This window comes from Lacticaseibacillus sp. YLM2-1 (genome assembly GCF_056583465.1).
The window spans coordinates 99,927-124,410 of record NZ_CM152617.1 but is presented as its reverse complement, the minus strand read 5'-3'; the positions used below and the strand labels follow the sequence as shown (position 1 = coordinate 124,410).

General features: G+C 45.7%; 18 protein-coding genes and 1 pseudogene. 4 read left to right on the top strand and 15 right to left on the bottom strand.

The genetic code is table 11. The features are described from left to right. Positions 1–212: 212 nt before the first annotated feature. The 3 genes from AC07KQ_RS00605 to AC07KQ_RS00595 all read right to left on the bottom strand — a co-directional run bounded on the left by AC07KQ_RS00605 (position 213) and on the right by AC07KQ_RS00595 (position 5,683). On the bottom strand, positions 213–1,268 hold the full coding sequence (locus AC07KQ_RS00605; RefSeq protein WP_003562707.1) for an amidohydrolase family protein: 1,056 nt from the start codon (positions 1,266–1,268) through the stop codon (positions 213–215). 142 nt (positions 1,269–1,410) lie between these two features. Further along, positions 1,411–4,968 (bottom strand): ABC transporter permease, encoded by a 3,558-nt coding sequence (locus AC07KQ_RS00600; RefSeq protein ID WP_003562704.1) that lies wholly within the window; start codon positions 4,966–4,968, stop codon positions 1,411–1,413. A 10-nt stretch (positions 4,969–4,978) separates the two neighbouring features. Then, on the bottom strand, positions 4,979–5,683 hold the full coding sequence (locus AC07KQ_RS00595; protein ID WP_003562702.1) for an ABC transporter ATP-binding protein: 705 nt from the start codon (positions 5,681–5,683) through the stop codon (positions 4,979–4,981). A 129-nt stretch (positions 5,684–5,812) separates the two neighbouring features. Between AC07KQ_RS00595 and AC07KQ_RS00590 the strand changes: the two genes are divergently transcribed. The 4 genes and pseudogenes from AC07KQ_RS00590 (at position 5,813) to AC07KQ_RS00575 (ending at position 10,524) form a co-directional block, all read left to right on the top strand. Next, a complete protein-coding gene (locus tag AC07KQ_RS00590) occupies positions 5,813–6,418 on the top strand; it encodes a TetR/AcrR family transcriptional regulator (RefSeq protein WP_003562700.1) in 606 nt (201 codons plus the stop codon). A gap of 102 nt (positions 6,419–6,520) precedes the next feature. Then, entirely contained in the window at positions 6,521–7,390 is an 870-nt protein-coding gene (locus tag AC07KQ_RS00585; RefSeq protein WP_003562698.1) for a MurR/RpiR family transcriptional regulator, read from the top strand. 239 nt (positions 7,391–7,629) lie between these two features. Beyond that, positions 7,630–8,546 (top strand): annotated as a pseudogene (gene murQ / locus AC07KQ_RS00580) (N-acetylmuramic acid 6-phosphate etherase). Further along, the gene (locus AC07KQ_RS00575; protein WP_003562694.1) at positions 8,533–10,524 is read left to right on the top strand and encodes a glucose PTS transporter subunit IIA; all 1,992 of its coding nucleotides are present in this window, start codon (positions 8,533–8,535) and stop codon (positions 10,522–10,524) included. Before murQ ends, AC07KQ_RS00575 begins: the two are co-directional and overlap by 14 nt. A 448-nt stretch (positions 10,525–10,972) precedes the next feature. Here AC07KQ_RS00575 and AC07KQ_RS00570 read toward each other — a convergent pair whose 3' ends face one another. The 12 genes from AC07KQ_RS00570 to dapF form a co-directional block, all read right to left on the bottom strand. Then, entirely contained in the window at positions 10,973–12,136 is a 1,164-nt protein-coding gene (locus tag AC07KQ_RS00570; protein ID WP_003577321.1) for a hypothetical protein, read from the bottom strand. 65 nt (positions 12,137–12,201) lie between these two features. Then, positions 12,202–13,590, bottom strand: a complete 1,389-nt coding sequence (gene dnaB, locus AC07KQ_RS00565) for a replicative DNA helicase (protein WP_003562690.1) — start codon at positions 13,588–13,590, stop codon at positions 12,202–12,204. A 242-nt stretch (positions 13,591–13,832) separates the two neighbouring features. Continuing rightward, complete coding sequence (rplI, locus tag AC07KQ_RS00560) at positions 13,833–14,288, bottom strand: 50S ribosomal protein L9 (RefSeq protein ID WP_003562688.1); 456 nt, start codon at positions 14,286–14,288, stop codon at positions 13,833–13,835. Between the two features lie 15 nt (positions 14,289–14,303). Beyond that, positions 14,304–16,310, bottom strand: a complete 2,007-nt coding sequence (locus AC07KQ_RS00555; RefSeq protein WP_003562684.1) for a DHH family phosphoesterase — start codon at positions 16,308–16,310, stop codon at positions 14,304–14,306. A 311-nt stretch (positions 16,311–16,621) separates the two neighbouring features. Beyond that, positions 16,622–16,921, bottom strand: coding sequence for a hypothetical protein (locus AC07KQ_RS00550; protein WP_003562682.1), 300 nt, complete (start codon positions 16,919–16,921; stop codon positions 16,622–16,624). A gap of 86 nt (positions 16,922–17,007) precedes the next feature. Continuing rightward, entirely contained in the window at positions 17,008–17,595 is a 588-nt protein-coding gene (locus AC07KQ_RS00545) for a phospholipase A2 family protein (RefSeq protein ID WP_003562680.1), read from the bottom strand. A 567-nt stretch (positions 17,596–18,162) separates the two neighbouring features. After that, the gene (locus tag AC07KQ_RS00540; protein ID WP_003562678.1) at positions 18,163–19,791 is read right to left on the bottom strand and encodes an ABC transporter transmembrane domain-containing protein; all 1,629 of its coding nucleotides are present in this window, start codon (positions 19,789–19,791) and stop codon (positions 18,163–18,165) included. Positions 19,792–20,281: 490 nt separating this feature from the next. Then, entirely contained in the window at positions 20,282–21,148 is an 867-nt protein-coding gene (locus tag AC07KQ_RS00535) for a DMT family transporter (protein WP_003568670.1), read from the bottom strand. Next, a complete protein-coding gene (locus tag AC07KQ_RS00530; protein WP_003562675.1) occupies positions 21,141–21,554 on the bottom strand; it encodes an NUDIX domain-containing protein in 414 nt (137 codons plus the stop codon). The genes AC07KQ_RS00535 and AC07KQ_RS00530 overlap by 8 nt, the downstream gene beginning before the upstream one ends. Positions 21,555–21,840: 286 nt before the next feature. Then, positions 21,841–22,218, bottom strand: a complete 378-nt coding sequence (locus tag AC07KQ_RS00525) for a hypothetical protein (RefSeq protein ID WP_013245350.1) — start codon at positions 22,216–22,218, stop codon at positions 21,841–21,843. 195 nt (positions 22,219–22,413) lie between these two features. Beyond that, positions 22,414–23,472: an aspartate-semialdehyde dehydrogenase gene (locus AC07KQ_RS00520; protein WP_003562670.1), complete on the bottom strand. Its 1,059-nt coding sequence runs from the start codon at positions 23,470–23,472 to the stop codon at positions 22,414–22,416. Positions 23,473–23,475: 3 nt separating this feature from the next. Next, a complete protein-coding gene (gene dapF, locus AC07KQ_RS00515; RefSeq protein WP_480156575.1) occupies positions 23,476–24,483 on the bottom strand; it encodes a diaminopimelate epimerase in 1,008 nt (335 codons plus the stop codon). Position 24,484 lies beyond the last annotated feature (1 nt).

Here is a 24,484-nt window from a genome sequence, read left to right as displayed (position 1 = left end):
CGGCTTAGTGCGGGCATTTTTACCCGCCATCTGGTAGTCTAACAGGATAGCGGTATGAAAACAAGCAAAATCCGAACTTTAAAATGACACGAAAAACATTTTCCACAAAAAAACGAACGAAAATATTATAAATGCGCTTTTTATCGTCTCTACACGAAAGACCATGTCGCATTCGGCATGGTCTTTCTACAAAATCGTCGTATTGATTTTATTTAGCTTAATTCCAGCAGTCGCTTACCGTTATTAACCAGAATATCCTGAGCCATTTCCGGGCTTAGGATTTCGGCACCTGTCAGCATGTTGGATGACATCTTCAACACAGTTGGCAGCGGCCGAAGCTTTTTAAAGTGGTTGAAGAAACCGTCAAACCGTTGCAGTCGCGATACCCGCCGCGACATCTTGTCATGATACTCCCTTTCGTTAAACAACTTGATCATCTGACTTGCCAGCAATGGCGGTGTATAGGGAATGTCGCTGCCAAAAACGAGATGTTGTTCATCTGCTAGGGTCAACAGCATCGGTAGTTGGCGCGGAAAAACTGTCCCTGCCACATCAAAATAAACGTGCCGCAACGCCGCAAACATATCGCTGTTGTATTGCTGTTTGACAAATGCCGCGTCGCGATCGGCCAAGATGCTCAGAAACGCACCGGCATGAGGCACAATGAGTTTAATATCCGGATAACGGTCAAAAAAGTGATATCGCAGCAAGTTCATGAACGTCATCGTCGTGTCGATGAAGAAACCCATTAACGGAATTGGCATATCAATATTAACATTCATCGGTCCTTGTGCAGGGCGATTAGGATGCATTAACACAATGGCTTTTTCTTGATTCAATTTAGCATAAACAGGATCAAAAATTGGTGTGCCAAAGTAAAGCCCTCGACTATTCGTCGGAACTGTGAATCCCAAAGCCGAATGCGCCAATGCCACATCAATTTCGCTCACACTTTCTTGGGCATAGGGTAGCGGCAATGAGGCAAAGTAACCAAGTTGATCAGGATGGTCTTGGGTGACGCGCTCGCCAGTATCATTGGCATCCCTTGCGATTGCGATCGTCTCTTCCTTATCGCCAAAGTTGAAGTGCGGTGAAGAAAGCGACAGAATTGAGTAGCCAATATGATTCTTTTTCATAAAAGCGAGCGTGAGATGTTCATCCCAGCCTGGCGTGGGCCAACCATCCGGATCGCCAGGAATATGCTTTTTCAAAGCTTGCGCATATAACCGCGGTAAGAAGTGTGTGTGAAAATCAATAATTTCTGCCATAGCGTATTCTCCTCGTTCTCAATTCAACTTGAAGCAATCCTGCAAAAGCCATGTTGCTTTGACAAAAGTATGGCGGCCCTGTCAAAAACCAAGGCCGCCACGCTTTTTTAAGACCGGTATGAAATAACTATATCAATCTACCTTAGTCTACTGACTTCAGCGCGGCCAACATATCAACCTTTTTCAAGGAACTGTTGACGAAGAAGCCAAGTGCAATGGTGATGATCGTAATGACCAATGTCGGCATGATGAAGGTTAGTGCGGACAACGCTGGGTTAAACATCACGTTATTCGGTGGTACAACTGTGATGATGTACTCATGCAGCAGTTCGCCCAATCCCCAGCCAACGAAAATGCCAAAGATGGACAGAAGAATTGTTTCTCGATAGATATACATGGTGACTTCTTGGTTATAAAAACCCAGCACCTTAATGGTTGAAAGTTCCCGCATTCGCTCGGCAACGTTGATATTGGTTAAATTATACAAAATAACCACCCCCAGCACTGCTGCTAAAACAATCAACACAATCATAATCGTATTCAGTGAATGAACAATCGTTGTAATTTGACTGCGTAACGCTGAGTTCTGCTGAATGCCTTCAACCCCGCCGGCCTGCATAAACTTAGCCGCTTCAGCCCGGGTATTGCTAATGGAACGGTTCTTCAAGGTCACCAACCGACCATTTGGCTTAAAGTCTGTGTTAAACGCTTTTTGATAGGCCGTTTTGTTCATGAACAGGAAGTGTCCCATATACATTTCAGTGATGCCCGTCACTTTGACTTGATGCTTGGTGCCGGTCGCATCTTTTACCGTGATGGTGCTTCCAATCTTAACGTTCAGAAGCGAAGCCAACCGCTCAGAAATCACTGCACCGTCATTTGATAATGTCAGTTTCGTTTGACCCTGACGCGTTGCTAACCGAATATAGTCGCTGAATCCGGTCTGGTCTTTAGGCACGATCATGGTAATATCCTGACGATCATTGTCTGTACCGGCATTCTTTGTAACAGTTTCATAATAGACTGACTTGGTGCGCTCAACTGCTTTTTCTTGAAACAGTTGATCAAGTTGTTGCTGCTGTTTATCGGTGATATTACTTTTTTGAGCGACAATCATGTCATATTTAATGATGTCGTTGAACTGGCGATCATTGACGCCGCTAATACTATGCTGCACGGCTAAACCAGCAAACAAAAGTGTCACCGACCCCGCCACACCAAAGATCGTCATAAACATCCGCTTTTTGTACCGGAAAATATTGCGAGCCGTTACCTTGTGGGTAAAGCTCAGGCGCCGCCAAATGAATGGGATTCTTTCCAAGAAAATCTTCGATCCGTTAGCTGGTGGCTTTGGCAACATGAGTTCAGCAGGCCGAGCATTTAGCTCTCGAGAAGCGACCCACCAAGCCGGCAATACGGCGCTGACCATCGCCAATAGCAATGCGACAGCACTAATACCCGGATAGAAATGCAACTCAATCGGCGGCACATTGATACCATTGTGATAAGCCTGATAGACAATCATTGGCAAGATAATGTGTCCTGCGGTAATGCCTAAAAGTGAACCGATTAAACTTGCAAGAAAACCGTACATTGTAAATTTATTGATGACATCACGACGCGTATAACCTAATGCAACTAAAGTGCCAGAGTTGATACGTTCCTCGTCCACAAACCGGGTCATGGTGGTGAAGGTGACTAATGCTGCCACAAAATACATAAAGAACGGGAAAATATTGGCCAACGAATCGACAATATTAGAGGTACTGTCGTAAACCGTGTAGCCCTGGCCGGTTGGTGTTTCTCTGCGTGTATCAACAGTATAGGTAGGCGCCTCCAGCTTGCTCAAGGCTTCCTTGGCATCCTCAAGTGTAACTGTGCCAGCTTGAATTTTCTTCTGGGCCGATGGTGACTGTTTATCATATGCGGCTTGCTTGGTTTTCAAGGTTGCTTCATTAGTTACAATCTCTTGATTGGCTGCATCAAGTTGTTGTTGACCAGATTGCTGAGTCGCTGCCAACTGTTGCTTGGCCTGTGCTAGCGCCGCCTGCTTAGAAGCATACTGCTCTTGACCTTGCTGCAGTTGAGCCTCCCCAGCATTGAACTCGCTGGACTTTTGCTGAAGTTGCTGATTAGCAGCTGTCCAAGCCGCAACATTTTGGTTATAGGTTTCCAAATTTTGATTGTAAGTCGCTAAACCACTGCTGTACTGGGCAGTACCTGATTGATTGGTGCTGATTTTCTTTGCCAGTTCTTGGCTGGCAGCTGTCCAATTTGCCATGTTTTGGTTGTATACAGCTAAGTTCTGGTTATAAGTTTTTAACCCGCCGTTATACTGCGCAACCCCCGCTTGATAACTGGCTTGCTGTTGTTGAAAAGCTGGATTCTCAGCAATTGCTGGGTTTTGTGCCAAAGCGGCATCAATCTTTTGTTTAGCAATCGTGAGCTGTTGTTGACTGGCATCAAGCTGCTGTTTGGCAGCGTTTAATTGCTGCTTGGCAGTCGTTAGATCTTGTTGTTTCGCGTTTAGTTGTTGCTGGCCGGTCGTCAGTTGTTGTTTAGCGGTAGCCAGTTGCTGTTGACTATTGTCTAGTTGCTGCTTGGCCGCATCCAATTGCTGTTTAGCCGCCACTAGTGCTTGATGCTTGTCATCTAATTGCTGCTGACCTGCTACTAACTGTTGCTTTGCCGTGATCAATTGCTGTCGGCTCTGGCTCAACTGGGTCGATGCCTGCTGCAGTTGCGTTTCACCACTGGCAATTTGGGCTTGGCCATTTTTAACGCCAGCATCCAGTTCTTGCTGTTTTGCTGCGACTTGTTGTTTAGCCGTCGCCAGTTGTTGTGCCCCAGTCGTTAACTGCTCCTGAGCTGCATTCAATTGGGCTTTAGCATCATCAAGTTTTTTCTGGCCGGCATCAATTTTGGCTTGATACTGTTTCTTAATGGCAGCTAATCGGGCTTGTGGTGCGTTCTGCAACAAGTGATTCAGTGCCGTCTTATGCGCTTGAATTCGGTCAGTGTACTGGCTCGAATACGGATCCAAGCCTTTTGTGTTGCGATAAGTTAACCGTGCCATCATATAAACATCTGAATCAAAATTATTGCTTGTAACGACACCATAACCCTTAAGATCACCACTGCCAGAGGTGCTATTGCCTTTATTGATCGACGAAATAATTTCCGGGGAATACACAAACCCAACAACTTTGAAACTTGTTCTTTTCAAAACCTTACTGCCGGTTTGATCTGCCCTTTGCACAAACTTGATCGTGTCGCCAAGTTTGTACTTGCTTTTATAATTGGCATCAATCGCAATCTCATTGGTTGCTTTAGGCATACGTCCGGAATCCAACCGGTACTGCGAAATCTTAGTTGGTTTTGATAAGATTCGGAAGCTTGAATGGGTACCTTTAAGCGTCACGTCTTTGAGATAACCAAATTCGATTTGCTCTGTGCCAGAAGCACGCTGAATCGTCTTTTGATCATGTGCATCCAGACCATCTTCGCCGATAACTGTCAAATCTGCTAGATGATACTGTTTGAAATACGTTTCACCTGTCGCTCGCATATCGGGACCGGCAATCCACAAACCAACCAATGCAAAAGATCCGAGCATCATCAGTAACAGGATTGAGAAGAAACGCCCCCATGAAGTTGTAAACGACTTGCGGATGTCTTTCCAAAGTGTTTTCTTGCTCACCGCGCCTCACCTACCATTTCAGTTGTTCAACTGGGGTTGGCTGCTCATTTTGGTAATCAGCCTGAACCTTACCATCGTGAATCTCGATCACGTGATCCGCCATCGGCTTGATGAGCGAATTGTGAGTCACGATCATCACATTTTTATTCGTTTGATGGGAGAAGTCCTCAAACAATTTCAAAATACTTTTTCCAGTCTTATAATCCAGCGCGCCTGTTGGTTCATCCGCTAGCAGCAATGATGGATTCTTCGCAATCGCGCGGGCAATGGCCACTCGCTGTTGTTCGCCGCCGGATAGCTGTGCCGGGAAGTTATTGATCCGCTTACCTAATCCAACATCCACCATCGTCTGTTTCGGATCTAGCGCATCCGGGGCAATTTCGCTCGCTAGCTCTACATTCTCCAAAGCCGTTAAATTCGGTACTAGGTTATAAAACTGGAAAACAAAACCAATCTGATCACGGCGATAAGTTGTCAACTGGTGATCGTCATACTGCGCAATGTTGTGCCCATTAATCACGACCTGACCGCTGGTTGGGCGATCCATACCGCCGAGAATATTGAGCAAGGTTGATTTTCCAGCACCGGAAGCGCCTAAAATAACCGTGATTTCGCCAGGTTTGATGGTAAAAGAAACTTCGTGATTGGCATAAACAGTTTGCTCACCGCTACCATACTGACGCGTTTCATTTTTAACCGTGATGAAATTGTCCATTGTCATAACCTCCAAAACGATTTATCATGAACATCGTGTTAAGCATCTTTACGAGGAACATCATAAAACATACTTTTGGGAATAACTATGTGCAATTTTTTGAAAAGTGTTCAGTAAAGGAGCAAGCTCATGAAAAAAGCAGAACAAACTGCGCAGACGAAGCAAGCACTCATCGCATCCTTGATCACAGTGGGACGAAAAAAGACCCTAGCGAAGGTCTCAGTAGCTGACCTCACTAGGGCAAGCGGCATCAGCCGCGGTACCTTTTATTTGCATTATCTGGATAAAGACGACCTTGTTGCCAAGGTTGAAGCGTCACTATTAACCGAACTGGAAGGCGGCCTCGACTTTGGCATGGATACCGCGATGGATCCCAATGCTATCGTCTCTGGTAAGCAGTCGCCGCTGATGGTCAATATGGTGCATTTAATTAACCAGCGGCGCGATATTTGTCAATTCTTACTAAGTCCAGTTGGTGACCCGAGTTTACTTGGCCGCGTCGCCAAACTGTTACGTGATAAAATTCTCGGCCATCTCGCCGAATTAAAAGGCGAAGCCCATTTTATCCACGATATTCCAGATGCTTACGTCAGCCAGATCATCGTTTATGGCATTATTGATATCATCCAACTGTGGCTTAACGAGCCACAGCCACGCTCTGAGGCTGAAATTGTTGACATTTTAATGAAAACTCGGTTTCTGTCCCCTTATCAATTACTGGCATTAGAGAAATAGATTGTGAAAATATGCCAGTCCAGTCTATCGCTGACAACCACCAGCCCATTGGTTTTCTCTGTCGACTAATTGGCATCCAATTTCCTCAAGGAGGCGCTTCAAATGAGTGTTAAAGGCAATTATCAAAGTACCCGCAGCGAGCTGTCTGAAACCGAGAAGAAAATCGTTGATTATGTGATAGCACACAGTCAAGCAGTCTTAACGATGAGTGTTCATGATCTAGCTAAAGCAGCTGGTACCAGTCCGGCCTCCGTCAGTCGCGCCGCGCGTCGGCTGCAATTCAGTGGCTATAACGAGCTGAAAATGCAGTTAGCGGCTGATCTGAAAGGTGATACCAATCAATCGGATGATCAAGAAATTCAAAAAAACGCCACCCTGACAACGATCAAGCAAAAACTGCTCATAGATGCCAACCAATCTTTGCGTGAAACCGTCGACCAGCTTAACGAAGCCAATGTCGACACAATTATCAACTTAATTCATCAAAGTGATCGTCTGCTTGTGTTTGGCGTGGGCGCTTCTTACTTAGCAGCGCAAAACATTGCCCAAAAATGGGGGCGGCTTGGCTATCCTTGTCATGTCAGTGATGACCTCAATTTGTTCTTGCCACTTGCAGCAACTGCAGATGCCAACCGGACACTTTGCTGGTTCATTTCGAATTCAGGTGAATCGCCAGAAGTCGTGCTAGCTGCCAAATTGGCCAAAAAGGCTGGCTTGCAGGTGATTGTCACCACCAAACTCGGGAAAAATTCGCTCACCAAGTATGCTGATGTGAGCATTCAAACATCCCAACCGATGGAGGCCCGCAACCGTTTCGCTGCTACCCAATCACTCCACACTCAGTTTATGCTCATCGATATTCTATACTATGCCTATGTCAGCCGATACTACGATGCAGCAAAAATAGCCACGGATCAATCAAAGGCTGCGGTGACTGCCTATCGTGAATTTTTACGTAACGGCTTTAAGTAAGTCCCGGAAGCTTTCACCTTTCAGACACGTCTGCATGCGCTGACGTGTTCTTTTTTTGTCTTTTTTGAAATTTTGTTTCACTTTTAAAAGAAATAAGTTGAAATAAAAGGCAATATCAGGTACGTTTTTATCAATAAAGGGCTTCCATCAATTTTTCGACAGCACCTGCCCTTTTAACTTGAAGCAATGTTTGTCAGACAACTTATCAGACTGATTTTCCAAAGAAAGAGGCTAAAAACATGGCAATTAATTTAGATCAAATGACGACGGAAACTCGAAATCAGAAAACAATGGCATTAGACACGATGACGGTCCATGACTTTGCCACCGTCATGAATGCCGAAGATCAAACCGTTGCCCAGTCAGTACAACAAGCACTACCAGCTATCGAAACGGCCATTCAGACGATCAGTCATTCACTCAAGAAAGATGGCCGCTTGTTTTATATCGGGGCAGGCACCAGTGGCCGACTGGGCGTTTTAGATGCAGCAGAATGCGTGCTGATCCAGAAATGGTGCAGGGCCTAATTGCAGGCGGCATGAAAGCCATGACTGTCGCGGTTGAAGGCGCAGAGGATTCTAAAGAGCTCGGGAAAACGGATCTGCTGCAACGGCACCTATCCGCAGACGATACCGTTGTCGGAATTGCTGCCAGCGGCCGTACACCTTATGTCATCGGCGGTCTTGATTATGCGCAAGCTGTCGGTGCTGCAACCATCAGCCTCGCTTGCAACACCCACGCCGAAATCAGCCAGCACGCCCAGATCGCCATTGAAGTATCTGTTGGGCCAGAAGTTTTGACCGGCTCAACTCGGCTCAAGGCTGGCACTGCCCAAAAATTGGTTTTGAATATGCTGTCAACTGGCGCCATGATCGGCCTTGGCAAAGTTTTCCAAAATCTCATGGTCGATGTGCTGCCGACGAATGAAAAACTCGTGGTTCGCAGCCAGCGCATCATTCAACAAGCCACTGGTTGCGATGCCGCCACTGCAGCAAAGGCGTTTGAAGCAGCCGATCAGCACGTTAAATTAGCGATCGTCATGATTCTGACACAGCGATCCAGCACGGACGCTCAAAAACTACTGACACAAACGAACGGCTTCATTAGCCAAACTGTCACAGCAAGTTCGGAGGAGAAAACAGATGGCACAAGATAAGTATCAAACGATGGGCGATGGTATCTACGCCCACATCGGCGGGCCGCAAAACGTGGCCAAATTGATCCACTGTATGACACGAGTCCGGCTGACGATCAAAGACGAGGCCAAAGTTGATCAAGCCGCACTTAAAAAAGTGCCTGGCGTGCTGGGTGTTGTCCAAGAAGAAACGCTCCAAGTCATTGTTGGTCCAGGGACTGTCAACAAAGTCGCACAGGCCATGGTTGATCGAGTGGGGGTTGCATTAGGTGACCCTTTCCCAGCCAACACGCAACCGCCTGTTGAATCGAATCAATCGGCAGTTGAAGCTAAAGCCGCAGAGGTTCGGGCAGCGCATAAAGCCAAGTTAAAGCAAACTTGGTGGCGGGCTGCTTTAAAACATATTTCCGCTATTTTCATTCCGTTAATTCCTGCCTTCGTCGGTGCCGGCTTAATCTCCGGCGTTGCTGGTATTTTAGCCAATTTGTTAACCGCTGGCGATTTACCAACCAGCTGGGCGTCATTTATTACTGTCTTAAAAGTCATCAACGGCGGGCTTTTCACCTTTCTTAATATCTATGTTGGGATAAACGCCGCAACCGAGTTTGGCGCAACCGCTGGCCTTGGCGGCATCATCGGCGGCTTAGTCTATCTGCCTGGCGTTGTGGCCCCGATCACGATCAACAACGTCTTCACCCATCAACCGTTATCTCCTGGTCAAGGTGGCATCATCGGCGTCATTTTCGCCGTCTGGTTGTTGGCTGTGGTTGAAAAACGCCTGCATCGACTTATTCCGGACGCCATCGATATCATTTTCACGCCGATGCTCAGTCTCTTATCCATCGGGCTGCTGACCATTTTCTTCATCATGCCACTCGCCGGTTGGGTCTCAAGTTCATTGGTCGGCACGATTAACTGGACGTTACAAGTTGGCGGTGCCTTCTCAGGCGCTATCTTAGGCCTCGCCTTCTTGCCGATGGTCATGTTGGGATTACACCAGATTCTGACGCCTATTCATCTTGAAATGATCAAGAGCATTGGCTACACCGGCCTGCTGCCAATCTTGGCCATGGCTGGCGGCGGTCAAGTGGGTGCCGCCCTTGCACTATGGATCAAGTGTCGACAAAATCAACAGCTCGTCCGCTTGATAAAAGGCGCTCTACCAGTCGGCATCTTAGGGGTTGGTGAACCGTTGATCTATGGTGTCAGTCTGCCGCTGGGCCGGCCATTTGTAACTGCCTGTATTGGCGGTGGCATCGGCGGCGCCGTTATCGGCATGATCGGCCATATCGGTGCCATCACCATTGGTCCTTCCGGCGCGGCCCTGATCCCACTCATCGCCAATCACCAATGGCTGGGTTATGTTTTCGGCCTGCTGGCTTCCTATGCAGGTGGTTTTCTGGCGACTTACTTCTTCGGTGTACCAGAAAGCGCGATGGTGCCGACCAGCGCGGACGGCACCATCATTGAACCGCTCGCAGTGGATACAGCAACCGTGCCCGAAACTCCTTCTGCTAGAGCAACTAGCTCCGACGCGACTCAATTCGTGGCTCCTGCCGCTGGTCAACTTCAAGCCTTGTCCGAAGTGCCAGATGATGTCTTTTCGCAAAAAATGGTGGGGGATGGTTTTGCCATTGTCCCAAGTCATGGCACGGTTGTCGCACCTGTTGACGGCACCATCGTCAGCATCATGCCGACCAAGCATGCCTTGACTATGACAACGGCAACTGGACTTGAAATTCTCGTCCACATGGGATTAGACACCGTCGCATTGAACGGTGACCCCTTCACTGTTCATGTGACAGAAAACGAAACCGTAACGGCAGGTCAGCAAATTGCCGAAATGGATCTACCTGCCATCAAAACAGCTGGCAAAAGTACGACAATCATCACCGTCATCACCAACATGACCCATGTCACCGCCATGACCAGCTTCACAGATCAATCGATCACTGCTGGCGAAGACGTCCTGCGCGTCACCAGCCAATCAGAAGGTTAGTATATGAAAGTCGACGGCAGATTGACTTAACCTTATATCTGAGTGATCGTGTGTGCCAACTAAAAAAATCGTTCTTAGAGAAAGCACAGTTTCTCTAGGAACGATTTTTTGCTTGCGGTTGATACACAATTCGTCTTTTGATAGATACCCTGATAGCATTTAAAAATCTCAGTGCCAAGGCGGAGCAATCGTAGGCCAGATGGGGCTCAGCCGTGCAAACAACACAGCGACCGAGCTTGGAGCTGATGTTGTTAGGCGACTTTTAGACCGCGCGTTTTGCGGGCTAAAAGCGCCGTCACAGCGTTCCAGCCCCAGCAGGCCGGAGATTGCGGAGTTTGGCACGGCAAGGACCTTCTAGCCCAGATTTTTTCCCAGAGTATTTAAAATCTAATAAAGCCCAATTCCTAGATGGTAACGATGGCTCGACTTGTTATGTGCCAAGTACAGATTAGCGTCCAGCATTTTTCAATTGTGCCTCTTGCAAATACGCAAAGATGTGGCCAAAGGCAATTTCACGAATCTGACCATAGCGAATTTGCGCCGTTTCGCCATCATCTGGTCCGACTAGGTTTAAGTCAAAATCGGTTTCACCGACATTTTCCGGATAACCCAGAAAATGTTCATCGCTGTCGGCTACTTTAATGCGCACCACCCGTTCAAACCCAGCGGCCTCTGAGATGATGGTCTGAATTAAGTCATCATTTGGATCGAACTCACGATCAGCATTCAACACTGGCTGCTGGCTGAAGTGATGGGTTTGATCCCATTTTTCGTAAAAGCTGATCGTTTGCAAATAATCCGAGGCTGTCGCGACATTTTGGATGCTTGGTAACGTCAGTAAAATATAGCCACCAAACTGGCCGGCCATGTCCTTGAGACTCAACACCACAACCCGGTCGTTGACCGCTTTGACGCGACCCACAAAGAACTGATCTTCCGGTCCCTTGGGTACGACTGAAATCAAGCGATTGTTCGCCAAGGCATTCTGAAACACGCCAGCCAGTTGACCGTCATTTTGGTACAGCTTGGTGGCCACGTGCTTTAGATGATCACGTTGCCGGACCAGTTCCGTTTCCAGTTTGAGATCAAGGCCATGGAATTCCATGACTAAAATATCCGAGAAATCAACCTGCAAGGCGCGCACATCGGTGTAGTTGAATTTGTTGAAGATCGCCATACTAAAGCGATCCTCAGCCACAGCTGTTACCTGCCCTTCAAGATAGGCATCATCATCGGCCACCACGACCATGACCATTTGACCATTCGCCTTAGCCTGCGTCGCCAGTTGCTGAATTAAGTTCTGTGTCGCATCGAACTGCAATGGCTTTTCTTGGCCTTGCAGCGTCAAGAAATGCTGGGCCTGTGCCAAGTTAATTCGAAAATTCATGCTATCGAGATCATCCCCGGCAAATTCAACCTGATCAATCGCAGAAAATGCGATCAAGGCACATCCATCGGCAATCCCTGAATCATTGTAGGTTCCCAGAACAACCGCATCATGACCTAACACCTGTACGTATCCGGTGTAAAAATCGTCGGTATCGCGCTGATACACATTGATCAGCAGGTGTTCATTGAGTGCTGTCATTAAACTCATCAAAATGGCATCCATGCGGCATCCCTCACTTTCTTGCGCTTAAATCTAAAAATAACTTTCTAATCTTTCTTGCTAATGGTTTATTGATCCGGACCATTATAGGCAATATTCGTAAACTTGTTATACGACTTCACAAACAACAACTTGACGGTACCACGCGGGCCTGAACGGTTTTTCTCAATGATGACTTCAACTTCACCAACATTGTCATCCCCGTCATCATTGCCGCCTTGATCGTCGTCATCCTCATCGCCTTCTGCATCGCGGTAATAGTCATCACGATACAGGAAAGCCACAATATCGGCATCCTGTTCGATCGAACCGGATTCACGAATATCGCTCAACACCGGCCGCTTATCCTGTCGCTGTTCAACGCCACGACTCAGCTGGGACAACGCAATCACGGGTACATGCAATTCCTTCGCCAGTTTTTTCAGCTGCCGGGAAACGGCGCTGACTTCCTGTTGGCGGTTTTCTTGGCCAGAACCTTCAATCAACTGCAAATAATCAATGATAATCAGCCCTAAATCACCTTGCTCACGCGCTAGCCGCCGACACTTCGCGCGAATCTCCGCCATTCTGATGCCTGGCGTGTCATCCATATAGATCTTCGCCTTACTCAAGCTACCCATGGCGATAATCAAGTTCTGCCATTCTTCTTCATTCAGCTGACCAGTTCGCAGGTGATTAGCATCAATACTACCTTCTGAACACAACATCCGGTTTACCAGCTGTTCAGCGCCCATTTCCAAACTGAAAATGGCGACACTTTTGTCTGTTTTCGTCCCAACATTTTGGGCAATGTTCAAAGCAAATGCGGTTTTCCCGACAGCAGGCCGCGCCGCTAAAATAATCATTTCGTCCTCATGCAGCCCCGTCGTGATTTTGTCCAAATCACGGAAACCGGTTGGCAACCCGGTGATTGCCTGATCATTTTGATACAACTGATCAATCTGCGCCATAGCCTGATTCAGCACATCTTTGATCTGTTTGAAGCCGGCCTGATTGCGGTTCTCCGAGACATCCATAATCTGGCGCTCGGCGTCTTCAACTAGCCCTTCAACATCGTCTTGTTCCGTATAGCTACGACTGGCAATGTTTTGCGCCGTACTAATCAGTTTGCGTAACGTGCTCTTCTGCTGCACGATTTTGGCGTAGTATACCACGTTACTGGCAATAGGCGTCGCCGCAACCAAATCTGTAATATAACCAACCCCGCCAATATCGTCGAGGTTGTTATGATTGTCCAGATAATCCGACACCGTGACCGTGTCAATCGCTGTGCCGTTATCCTGTAGATCGGTCATAGCTTGGAACAACAGCCGATGTGCTTTCTTATAGAAGTCATCCGCCGTGACATACTCTTGTGCATCCGGCAATGTGTCAGCATTCAGAAAAATGCCGCCAAGGACGGCACGTTCTGCTTCGTCACTATGCGGCGGCTGCTGGTCAATTAATTGATTATCCATGCGCGTCCTCCTTCAGATTAATCGTCAAAAATTTTTTGTCGCTTATCCCTAACAGTCTACGTTAAACCCGCAGTCAAGACAAGCATCACCGCATACAGTCGATCCACACAAACAATTTAACGAAAAGCAATGGTCACTGCTGTTCTCACCGGTGATTGACTCAGTCCACAACCCACTAATTTGGACCAGATGGACAAAAAGACGCGATCATCTGGTCGCGTCTTCTGGCAGAATAACTATTCTTATTTTTGTTCAATCACGTGTACCCGAATGCGGGCATCAATGCCAGGGAATAAATTAACCGTGACATTAGTGAAACCCAGTGAACGGATAGGCTGCTTCAGATCGATCTTACGTTTATCAACTTTGATCTGATATTGCTTATCCAAAGCCTGCGCGATCTGCTTGCTAGGAATCGAACCGAACAACCGGGAATCTTCGCCGGCTTTGCTTTGGATCTGAACAACGGTTTTGTCGTCTTCGATCTTAGCCTTCATAGCCTCAGCCTCGGTTTTCTTTTCAGCTTCCTTCTTCTCTTCAAGCCGCTGCTGGCCGCGCAAAGCACTCATCGCCTGCGGTGTCGCTGCTTTAGCCAGCCCTTTGCGAATTAAAAAGTTTTCAGCATAGCCGTCAGGTACTTCTTTCACCTGACCGCGATTGCCCTTGCCACGAACGTCTTGTGTAAAGATGACTTTCATCAAAATCCCTGCTTTCTATGCGTCTTCGTCTGCTTTTTTGATCTGAGCAAGCAGATCAGTCCGAACTTCGGTGATCGTTTTGCCCTTAATCTGGGTAGCTGCGTTACTCAAGTGACCGCCGCCGCCCATGGCTTCCATGATGACCTGCACGTTGACATCCCCAGTCGAGCGGGCGGAAATGCCGACATCACCGCTTGGGCGTTTGGTGATGACAAAACTGGCATCAACACCATTGAGTGACAACATGGTATCAGCCGCTTGTGCTGCAATCACTGGGTCATAACGCTTATCCTCTTCCCCAGTACATAGTGCCATATTTGGCGCAATCATTTCAATTGTATCGATCAAATGATTCCGTTGGATGAAGCTGTCGATATTTTCCTTTAACAGGTTCTGAGCCAACATGCCATCAGCGCCCATGGAACGCAGATAGCTGGCAGCATCAAACGTCCGCGTGCCGGTGCGTAGGCTGAAGGACTTGGTATCCACCGTGATCCCTGCCAGCATCGCCGTTGCCTCAAGCTTATCAAGACTTGGCACATTTGTTGGCTGGTATTCAAACATCTCCGCAATCAGCTCACAAGTGGAGCTGGCGTACGGTTCGATATAAACCAGCATCGGGTTGTCCGGAAATTCTTCGCCGCGTCGATGGTGATCGATGATAACCGTTCTTGCCGCCAACCTTTTGTACAAGTCAGGCGCCGCTGAGATCGACGGCTTGCTGTGATCGACCAAGATCAGCAGGCTCTGATCCGTTGCTTGCGACAGCGCTGCTTCCGGCGTCACAATGGCATTAGCAACTTCAGGATCTTGACCCACTTGGCCCATGAGGCGTTCGACATCGGAGTGCAGATGGTCAGGGTCAATCACAATGTAACACTCTTTGCCATTCATCTGCGCAATCCGGCGAATCCCCATCGAGGCGCCAACTGCATCCATATCCGGCCGCTTATGGCCGACAACAAAGACCTTGTCCGTCTGCTTAAACAATTCTTGCAAGGCCTGCGCAACCATACGCGCCCGCACACGCGTCCGCTTTTCCATTGGATTCGTCTTGCCGCCATAGAAACGGGCTTCGTGGCCCTTGGCGCGGACCACCACCTGATCGCCGCCACGACCAAGCGCCAGATCCAAGTTACTCTGCGAAGTCACCGCTAACTGAGCCAAGTCTTCATCGCCATATGCGATCCCCAGCGACAGCGTCAATGGATAATTCTGTTTCGAGGTTTCTTCCCGAATCACATCTAGAATTTTGAACTTGTCACGTTCAACATCCTTCAGCGACTTGGCATAAGCCAGCAGGAAAAAGCGATCGTTGTCAATCCGCTTCAAGAACATGCCAAATTGATTGGCCCAATCCGTCAGCTGATTCGTGACGTAACTATTTAAATTAGTAATGACCTGATCATCCATGGTTTGTGTGATCTCGTCATAGTTATCAATGAAGATCTGGCCAATGGCGATCTTCTCGTCTTCTGCCCGCTCTTCAATCTCAGCATATCGAGTCACGTCCATCAGATAGACAACCCCGATACTCTTTTGCACGATAATCTCAAACTGATGCTGGCCCCAAGTCACCATTTTCGTTTCATTGGTGTTCTCGTTGCTGCGAATCAACTCCGCCAATTCCGCATCAACATGTTCCAACGGCTGACCAAGAACGTCAGTGTCGCCAAAATACTTCTGCAGGAATGGGTTCGTCCATTCAATATTGAGATTCTCGTCATAAATCAGGATCCCAATCGGCATTTTGATCAGCGCTTCTTGTTCGCCACGCTTGATCCGATAACTGAGATCCGAAATATACTGATTGGTATTCTTGGCAATGGTTTCTAGGGCATAAAAAATCGTGGCCACTAGACTAATCAAAATCAGCAGCATCAACAAAGCCAACCACGGACGGATCAGTGCTCCCATCAGAATACCGATCACCGCCAGCACGACCATCGCAATAGCTGCATATCGCATTCGCATGTCTTCAAGAAACTCCGGCATACGAATCCGCTCAAACAATTTCTTCATATAGAAAAACTCGCTTTCACTTAGCGCAGATACTTAAGGATTTCTTTAGCTATTCTACCATACTGTGCAATTGGATTCTGCGAGTAACCTAGCCATTGCTTGATAGCATCACGTTTACAAAATAGTGGCAACAAGGCCGGTCTATGAAGTGGATTGCCATGCCATACGCCACAATCTTTAAACTTAACCAGACTATTTATGGAAACATAAAAAGAATGATTTGCCTAAACATGGCAAATCATTCTCACTAGTCTGTTTGGTAACGTCGCATTATAGCCCAGGCCCTTCACCGTTATTCCTAGGTGGGAAAATCACGGAAATAGCGCAAAGCCAATGAAAAATGAGGCAATGAAAAAAATGGCTACTCCAACAACCAATGTGTAACTACCGAGGATAATGTTAAAGCTCCAGCCAAGGGCGGACTTTTCTAATAAAAGGTAAATTTGCCAACAGATAATCAGCAAGGCAATCACTAATAGCCCAATAAACCCAGTGCCAAGCTCGATTCCAACGAAGTTCTTTTTCCCAGAGAAAGTTATGATGGTCATTAAGGCAAATATAACAGTCAAGATACCGCCATTACCAATGACCATTTTCGCTTTAGTCTTCATTTTTCAGTTCTCCATTAAAAGCGCCTTTGGCAGATCCCTTTAGATAAAACGAAAGCCTTCTTCTAACCCTTATTCATGATTGATTTTCAACCACCAAACAACTTATATGCCGCAACGGCAACAATGTGCTTGTAATCAAAAAGCGATGTCTTCTGCATAATTGTCAATAAGCGTTGACGAAATTCCTGATTACACTTTTCATTGTTCCCGCCCCACGCATAACATGTATCATGTGCTTGGCATGCACCATCAAGATCATCAATCGGCGCTTTGCCGTTGTTGCCTTTACCGCAATAATTCCCATACACCAGCAAATTAAACCTAGCCATTGAGAGCAGCATGCCTTTTTCTGGACCATCATTTTTAAGACTGCGAGCCCATTTATTTATTTCTGCGCCAATTTTTAGGACAACGGGATCAACATTGTCATGCATGGCAGCATCATAGTCAAAACTTGTGATACCATCAACATTCTTTAAGTACGGATCGATCATTTTTAATTGTTCACTTGTTTCTCTGTTGATTTCAGTGTCATTAAACTCAGTCTTAGTCGTTGCGTGGACCTCAACCCCACTATTAAATTGAAAAAATAGTGTCATACTGATCAGCGCAAAAACTATTACGGCACTTCGCCTGATTATATCAAATCGTTTTGAGCGTTTAGAGAATTTCATATTCCCCTCCTATATTTTCTACTCTTATCATTGCTATCGCCTACAAGCAAGCGCTTACGCCAATTATTATACATAATAGTCCACCAAAAGAGAACCATTTTATTATCTATGGCAAATTATAATATAGATAATATCGTGGCATAGATATTTTATAGATGGTTATCAACTAAGTGATTTTTATGATTCTAAAATGTTCATCTCTATCTTCAAAGTAAAACAAGTGCCACTACCAAGCTTCTTCAGCTCTTGGTAGTGGCACCTGCTATTAGAGAATTTGTGCGGCAACTTTTCGTTTCATTTTTCGCATCAACAAAGAAATGAACTATTAGACATTAAGAGGAGAAAGTAAACATCTTCCCGCTATACTTTAAATCTTCGTCTCCCCGAAACGACTCCTTATGAACTTATCAGAAATCATTATTTTGTTTAAATCGTCTATTTCAGAAAATTGATTACAGCACTATTGAAGAACTAGCTTAGAATGAGCTCACTTTATATCAGTACTTTCACTTCAGAAATAACTGAACCATTGAATTATCTCACCATATATTCAATGATTCTTCATTGCTATTCCATTACAATTGACTTACCAAGGCCTATCAAATGTTCGTCATGCGATATGGTAATAATCAATTTGCTTTTACCTAATTCTTGTAACAAACAAATCACGGCAGACCGAATTTGTGGGTAAATATTCGCGGTAGGCTCATCCAAAATATACATACTGGCATCTTTTTTGCCCAATGCAGCAAGCAATCGAACAAGCTGTAACTCACCACTTGACAGTACATCTACTTTTTTTTCATAAATATCAGCCAGATTGAATACATCTGAAAAGTACACATTTAAAAAAGGGCTTGATTCTTTTAAATCATTCAAGAAACCATTTCTTTCTAAATCAGACAAGTATTCTCTCACGGTAATATGAGGCGATGGTACATCCTGAAACAGGAATCCCATTTCTTTTTGTCTCAATGCATCCATATCTATTTTATTTACATCCAGTCCATTGATCAAAACACTGCCCCTTAGTTTAGGCTGGTAAATTCTTGTGATTGTCCGTACGAATGTACTTTTTCCAATACCATTATCGCCTGAAATAACGTACAGTCCTGGATTTTCGAATGAACACGACAAATCTTGAGAATAGAACATCTTTGAATCTTTCTTGCTTTCTGGAAACATTTTTATATTAAAATTGTTAATATCAATTGCTCTCACACTGCTAATAGGCCTGTCTCCATTTTTATCTGCCGCAATGTCGAAAATCCTTTTCATCCTCGTAAGCGACGCATGATATTTCTCGGTTCCAATTGCAATTCCAAAAATCTGATCTACTGAATTAAGAAGTTGTCCGAAATACTGAAGAACTATAGAGAAAAAGCCAATTGTGATATTTCCCCGTAGTACTGCCAAGCCTCCGACAATGAAAAATACGGCTTGAAAGACTAATTGCATCACTATTTGAGATGTCGACATCCAGTATCGTACCCAAAAACTTTTGACAAACGTTTTAAGTAAACCATCCTCAACTGTGCGCAGCCTTTTCTTCTCACTGGAAAAATTACCAGATCCTTTGATTTCAATATACCTACCAACGAAATCATTTCTCGTCGTATAGTATTCGTTTTGCTTATTTTTCATCGTTAAGTTTATACTGTATATTTTGGGACGAAACACAATGTAAATTAAAAAGTAGATAGGTATGAAGATAATCATTATGATGAATATCTTCGGATCTGCACTGAATACATATGCAGAGATCGTGATCGTGGATACAATCACGGAACACAGCTTAACAAGTGTATCTGAGAAAAAGGAAACTATCTCGGTCACATCATCATTAATACGAGAACTCAAGGTGGTTGGACTCCATTTAAGTATACTAAGAGTGTCCTTCTTAAATAATTCAAAAAATATTTTTCTATTTAACTCAAGCACCGTCTCTTGTTTGGTTAGTATTTGTATGTGACTTGTAAAAAACGAAAAAAACAGTCTAAGAATTCCAATCCCCAGCATAAGCACAAAGAATGTTATAAAAAGTGTCGGTCTATGACTATAAACCAAACTGTCTAACAATCTACCTTCTAAATATGTATTCCCAGTGATCAGTGCTGTACTTATAATCGTAAATATTACTAGTAACGTAAAAGCAACGCCATGCTTTTTTAGCGTTCTTATTATAATTGGGTTCATCAGTCAGATCATCTCCAAGAAATTCCAAAAAAGCAGCTATTATCGTCTAGAAAACTTCTAGAAAAGCAATAACATCTGCCGTAATTCAACGCCTATAGCATAATCTCTTCTACATAATGAATTTGCTGGTTATGTCTAATTGCATCTGCGCTCGTTCCGAAGCAATTCGGTTTAATAATTGAGTCTCCAGATTTATTTGCCACGGTGACTTTCCTCATATAGAGAAGCAATGTCCAGTTTTCTTTAAGTTACTCCGAGCCTAGAATGGTTAAATTTTTACTCCCAGTATGAGTTTATGTCAAGAAAACCATGAATGAGCTGATTTCTCTATAATCGAGCTTTAATCTTAAGTGCACTTGCTTCCTTTCCGTTATATGCTGTTCTATTCAAATTCTACAAGTTATGTAGCAGCTCAAATTTTGATCATTTGCAAATTTTCCAGGAGAACAATTCCTTTTTTTCAAAAAACTCACCGCTTGAAACATTCGTCTCAATCAACGCCAACCTTCTTCATCGGCAACGACATCCAAACAATCGAAAGAATGATACAGAAACCGCCAAGCAGAAACGCTGGCGTCATTTGAATTGTGAAGAACGGCAATGAATACACTAAGACAAAAATAGGATTCAATGCCCGAATAAGATTAGCATCGCGAAATGAAATCAACTTCAGGCCGCGATAAAAGAGTAGCAGTCCCAAAAAGCCAGAACAAAAAGCTGAAATGGCGACAGCACCCATGCCAAGATTCGGCGCAAGGGATAATTGGCCACTTCCGAGTAAAAAACCGCCCAGAATGACGACGGCGGTGCCTTGGTTATATAAGAGTAGTATCTTCTCGTCTATGTTGATAAGAGCTTTTTTGGCTAAGGTGTTGGTCAGGGCAAAGCTAAACGTGTAGCCGAGCGCACAGACCAGCCCTAGTATGTTATTAACATCGCCGGAAAAGTCAGATACCAAAGCTGTGCCAATCATACATAAGACGATCGGAACAATCTCTTTTCGATCAAATCGTTCACGTAGCAGAAGCACTGAAAGCAATATCGCAAAGACAATGTAAAACCTGCCGACCAACCCGACGCTGACCGGATCAAGGAAGAAAAGACTCATATATTGCAAAAATATGCCTAAACAATTCGTCAAACCCAACGTCCAAATAATCGGCTGCTTAATCCAAACTAATTTTGTTTTGGTAAAGGCGATCGTACCCAAAGTCAGGATAAATGACACTAGCGCATTGTAGAAACTTGCGGCTAATGGCGAGAGCGTGATCATCGAGAACTTGTTCATGACCGGTGTCACAGCCATCACGGCTACCGATAAAATATTCAGCAGAAACCCGTATTGGCGGCTACTCATCCGGCCACCCGATATGTTGAAAAATCTGGGCGTAAATATCATCATGAAAAGATCGCTCAGCATCCGGGACAGGCTTAAACCATACTTGCCGATCATCAATCTCAGAAGACGCAGGAATAGCTTGCAAACGTTCAACTTTAGCACTAACAACCGCTGTCGTGTGCCAAGTGGGTAAAACATAGTAGCCCAACGGCACAATCGCACTGGCTTGAACAACAGCACCTGATTCTTCATACGATTCGCGGACAGCTGCTTGCACTATCGTCTCGCCCGGTTCTAACTTGCCACCAGTCAACTCCCAATGGCGTTTTGAGTTATGAACCCAGATAATACCGGCGTTAAAGAATTGAATGATTAGAACTGAATCAACTTTTATATGAGTGAGACCAAAATGAACCTTTACCACAGGATACCCCCCTTTGCTTATCTCGCATTTCAAACATCCTCTAGAAGTAGATAAAACGATGATGCGTCATCTCTAGCTTAGAAGCCTCACTCACGTATGAGGTGATGAGACTAGTCCATCAAGAGAGCTTTGATTGTATAGCGCCTGCCAGTGCTACGTCAACTATTATTACCATAAATATATTCATACCTCCGATAGGAAAATAAAAAGCCGTGATGAACCTTTTTCATATAAAAGATTCATCACGGTTATTTAAATTAGATGAAGGTATTGATTTTAAAACAAATCACTCCCGCGTCAAGTCACTGCCCTTAACCCAGCCATGCCCATTCACATAGAAAAAGGTCTGTGCAGCAGCGCCTTGCATCTTAGCTTTCACTTTAATTTTGCGGGTAACGCGATAGTCCTTGTGGTTAGCCAGTGTCCCGACCTTTTCAAAGCTGGCCGTTGGTGCATCGGCGGCGAAAGTTCCTTTATAGGCAGCAGCGGTTGATTTTGTTCGATAGGTTCGAGTTTTGTCGAAGATGACTAACCCGTCGCCTTTGATCGTGTAGGTCACACTGTGTTGATCCATATTCGCCTGCGTCATATCAGCCGCAATCTTACTGCTGGCGGCAAAGAGTGACAGACCCACCAGTGCGATGACAAAACGATGCTTTTTCATTTGACAACTGCTCCTTTGTTTTTTAACTATTATAGTTATTTAATCTGGATGGTCAATCTTTGCGTACCGACCTTAAGCTTCTCGCAAGAAATCCGGGTGTTATTTTTGAACAATCTCAAAGCAACAAAAAAGCCGTCATCGTCGCTGTTCAGAACCTCCTGAACAATGATGATACCGGTTTTTTTACCGAACGATTTACTTAGGTTGAATGAGTCCCATGGCATCCATCGTTTCAGCAATCTGCATGGAATTCCAAGCAGCGCCTTTCAATAGATTGTCGGAAACATTCCACATATGGAAGAATCGTGGGTTTTCGGCATCTGGCCGAATGCGGCCAACGAAAACATCTTTGCTGCCAACGGCGTTCATCGCTTGCGGATACACTTGTTTGCTTGGGTCGTCTTGAACAACGACACCAGGGGCATGCGCCAATGCCTCGCGAATATCATCGGCAGTTGCCTTGTCGTCTTCGACTTCGAAGTACACTTCTTCAGAGTGGGCAATTGGCACCGGAATTCGAACACAGGTTGCGGTTACTTTGATGGTATCGCTGTTCATATCCCCAGCCATGATCTTCTTGGTTTCGTGGATCATTTTCCATTCTTCATGGCTATAGCCATCCGGTTCGAAAACATCGATTTGCGGCAAGGCATTGAAGGCGATTGGATAATGTTTCTTGTCACCCGCCGTTGGTAAAATCTGCGGGTCAAGCGGTTTGTCGTCCAATGCAGCGCGAGTTTCATCAAGCAATTCATTGACAGCTGATTGCCCAGCGCCAGAAACAGCCTGATAGGTCGAAACGACCACTTGTTTAAGACCAAAGGCTTTTCGAATCGGTTCAAGCGCAGTGACCATTTGAATCGTCGAACAGTTTGGATTTGCAATGATCCCACTGTGTTGCCGCAACGCTTCCGGATTCACTTCTGGGACAACCAGCGGAATTTCTGGTTCCATTCGAAAAGCACTCGTATTATCAACCACGATAGCCCCAGCTTTAACCGCGGCTGGTGCAAATCGCTTGGAAACTGAACCGCCAGCAGAAAATAAGGCAATATCAATGCCCTTGAATGAATCATCGGTCGTCTCATGGACGGTCAGCGTCCCATCACGGTAAGGGACTTGCTTTCCTTCTGAGCGCTTGCTGGCAAGTGCCAAGACAGACGCAATCGGCAGTTTACTTTCTGCCACCATTTTTAACATCCGGGTGCCAACAGCTCCAGTTGCCCCAACAACTGCTACGTGATAACCACTCATGATCTAAACTCCTTCTGCCAATGTGTTTGCTAACTTCCGATGCGGCAGTGCGTCAATAAATCGTTCATACTCAGCCTGTTCGCCAGTCGCGTGAATCTCAGCTTGTTGCCAGTCCCCAGCGAGTAACGCTGTGTCTGGCAAGGTAATCGTCGCCGTGACCGTTGCATTCCCGATCAATTCAATCCAGTAATGCTCGCCGTCATGATGGACAATTGTTTTGACCATTCCTCCTGGATTATACACGGTATTGACCCGATCAAAAGCAGCTTCCTCTGGATGCGTCAAAATAAAAGCCAAGGTCGTTGCTGACATGCCTGTGCCACATGCATTGGTGAACCCGACACCCCGCTCATACGTCCGAGCAAATAAGGTATCCTTATCTAAGATTTCGGCAAAAGTCACGTTGACCCCTTCCGGAAAATAAGGATTTTTGGCATTCAGCATCTTGCCAATCCGTTCGAGATCGGACCCAGCTAATACCTCAGGCGAGACGAAAGCAATTAAGTGCGGGTTGGGCACAGCAATGGCGGTGAATTTCAAGCTCGGATGAATCGCTGGCAAAACAGTATCCACAATTCGGTCAACGCCAAGATTGGCAAACGGCAAGTCCTGAGGCGCAAAACTAACCGGCGAAATTTCCACTGAATAGGCCGGTACGCCTTCTGCCAGTTGCGGCTGACGAGCAACGGCAAGATCAGCAAAATCCGTGTGCACCTTGAACGTCGCTTGCCCAGTTTTTTCACTCAGATAACGGGCGACCGTGCGTAGACCGTTGCCACACAATTTAGCAAAACTACCATCAGTGTTGACCACCGTCATTTTGCCAGCCGTTCCCGGCGCCGCCGTGACGGCCAAGACCCCGTCCGCACCGCCAAGCAACCCTGTTTCAGCGTTCGTTAGCTGTTGGGTCACGGTTGCTAATTGGGTGTTTGTCAACGGCTGAGTTAACTGCGTTTCATCGAAAAGAAAGAAACTATTTTCGGAACCATGAACCTTTTGCAAAGTCACCATG

Bases quoted from the DNA above. Each gene is read 5' to 3' on its own strand.
- AC07KQ_RS00605 (WP_003562707.1), bottom strand. From the start codon at position 1,268: ATGGCAGAAATTATTGATTTTCACACACACTTCTTACCGCGGTTATAT.
- AC07KQ_RS00595 (WP_003562702.1), bottom strand. From the start codon at position 5,683: ATGGACAATTTCATCACGGTTAAAAATGAAACGCGTCAGTATGGTAGC.
- AC07KQ_RS00590 (WP_003562700.1), top strand. From the start codon at position 5,813: ATGAAAAAAGCAGAACAAACTGCGCAGACGAAGCAAGCACTCATCGCA.
- AC07KQ_RS00585 (WP_003562698.1), top strand. From the start codon at position 6,521: ATGAGTGTTAAAGGCAATTATCAAAGTACCCGCAGCGAGCTGTCTGAA.
- AC07KQ_RS00575 (WP_003562694.1), top strand. From the start codon at position 8,533: ATGGCACAAGATAAGTATCAAACGATGGGCGATGGTATCTACGCCCAC.
- AC07KQ_RS00570 (WP_003577321.1), bottom strand. From the start codon at position 12,136: ATGGATGCCATTTTGATGAGTTTAATGACAGCACTCAATGAACACCTG.
- dnaB (WP_003562690.1), bottom strand. From the start codon at position 13,590: ATGGATAATCAATTAATTGACCAGCAGCCGCCGCATAGTGACGAAGCA.
- rplI (WP_003562688.1), bottom strand. From the start codon at position 14,288: ATGAAAGTCATCTTTACACAAGACGTTCGTGGCAAGGGCAATCGCGGT.
- AC07KQ_RS00555 (WP_003562684.1), bottom strand. From the start codon at position 16,310: ATGAAGAAATTGTTTGAGCGGATTCGTATGCCGGAGTTTCTTGAAGAC.
- AC07KQ_RS00550 (WP_003562682.1), bottom strand. From the start codon at position 16,921: ATGAAGACTAAAGCGAAAATGGTCATTGGTAATGGCGGTATCTTGACT.
- AC07KQ_RS00545 (WP_003562680.1), bottom strand. From the start codon at position 17,595: ATGAAATTCTCTAAACGCTCAAAACGATTTGATATAATCAGGCGAAGT.
- AC07KQ_RS00540 (WP_003562678.1), bottom strand. From the start codon at position 19,791: ATGAACCCAATTATAATAAGAACGCTAAAAAAGCATGGCGTTGCTTTT.
- AC07KQ_RS00535 (WP_003568670.1), bottom strand. From the start codon at position 21,148: ATGAGTAGCCGCCAATACGGGTTTCTGCTGAATATTTTATCGGTAGCC.
- AC07KQ_RS00525 (WP_013245350.1), bottom strand. From the start codon at position 22,218: ATGAAAAAGCATCGTTTTGTCATCGCACTGGTGGGTCTGTCACTCTTT.
- AC07KQ_RS00520 (WP_003562670.1), bottom strand. From the start codon at position 23,472: ATGAGTGGTTATCACGTAGCAGTTGTTGGGGCAACTGGAGCTGTTGGC.
- dapF (WP_480156575.1), bottom strand. From the start codon at position 24,483: ATGGTGACTTTGCAAAAGGTTCATGGTTCCGAAAATAGTTTCTTTCTT.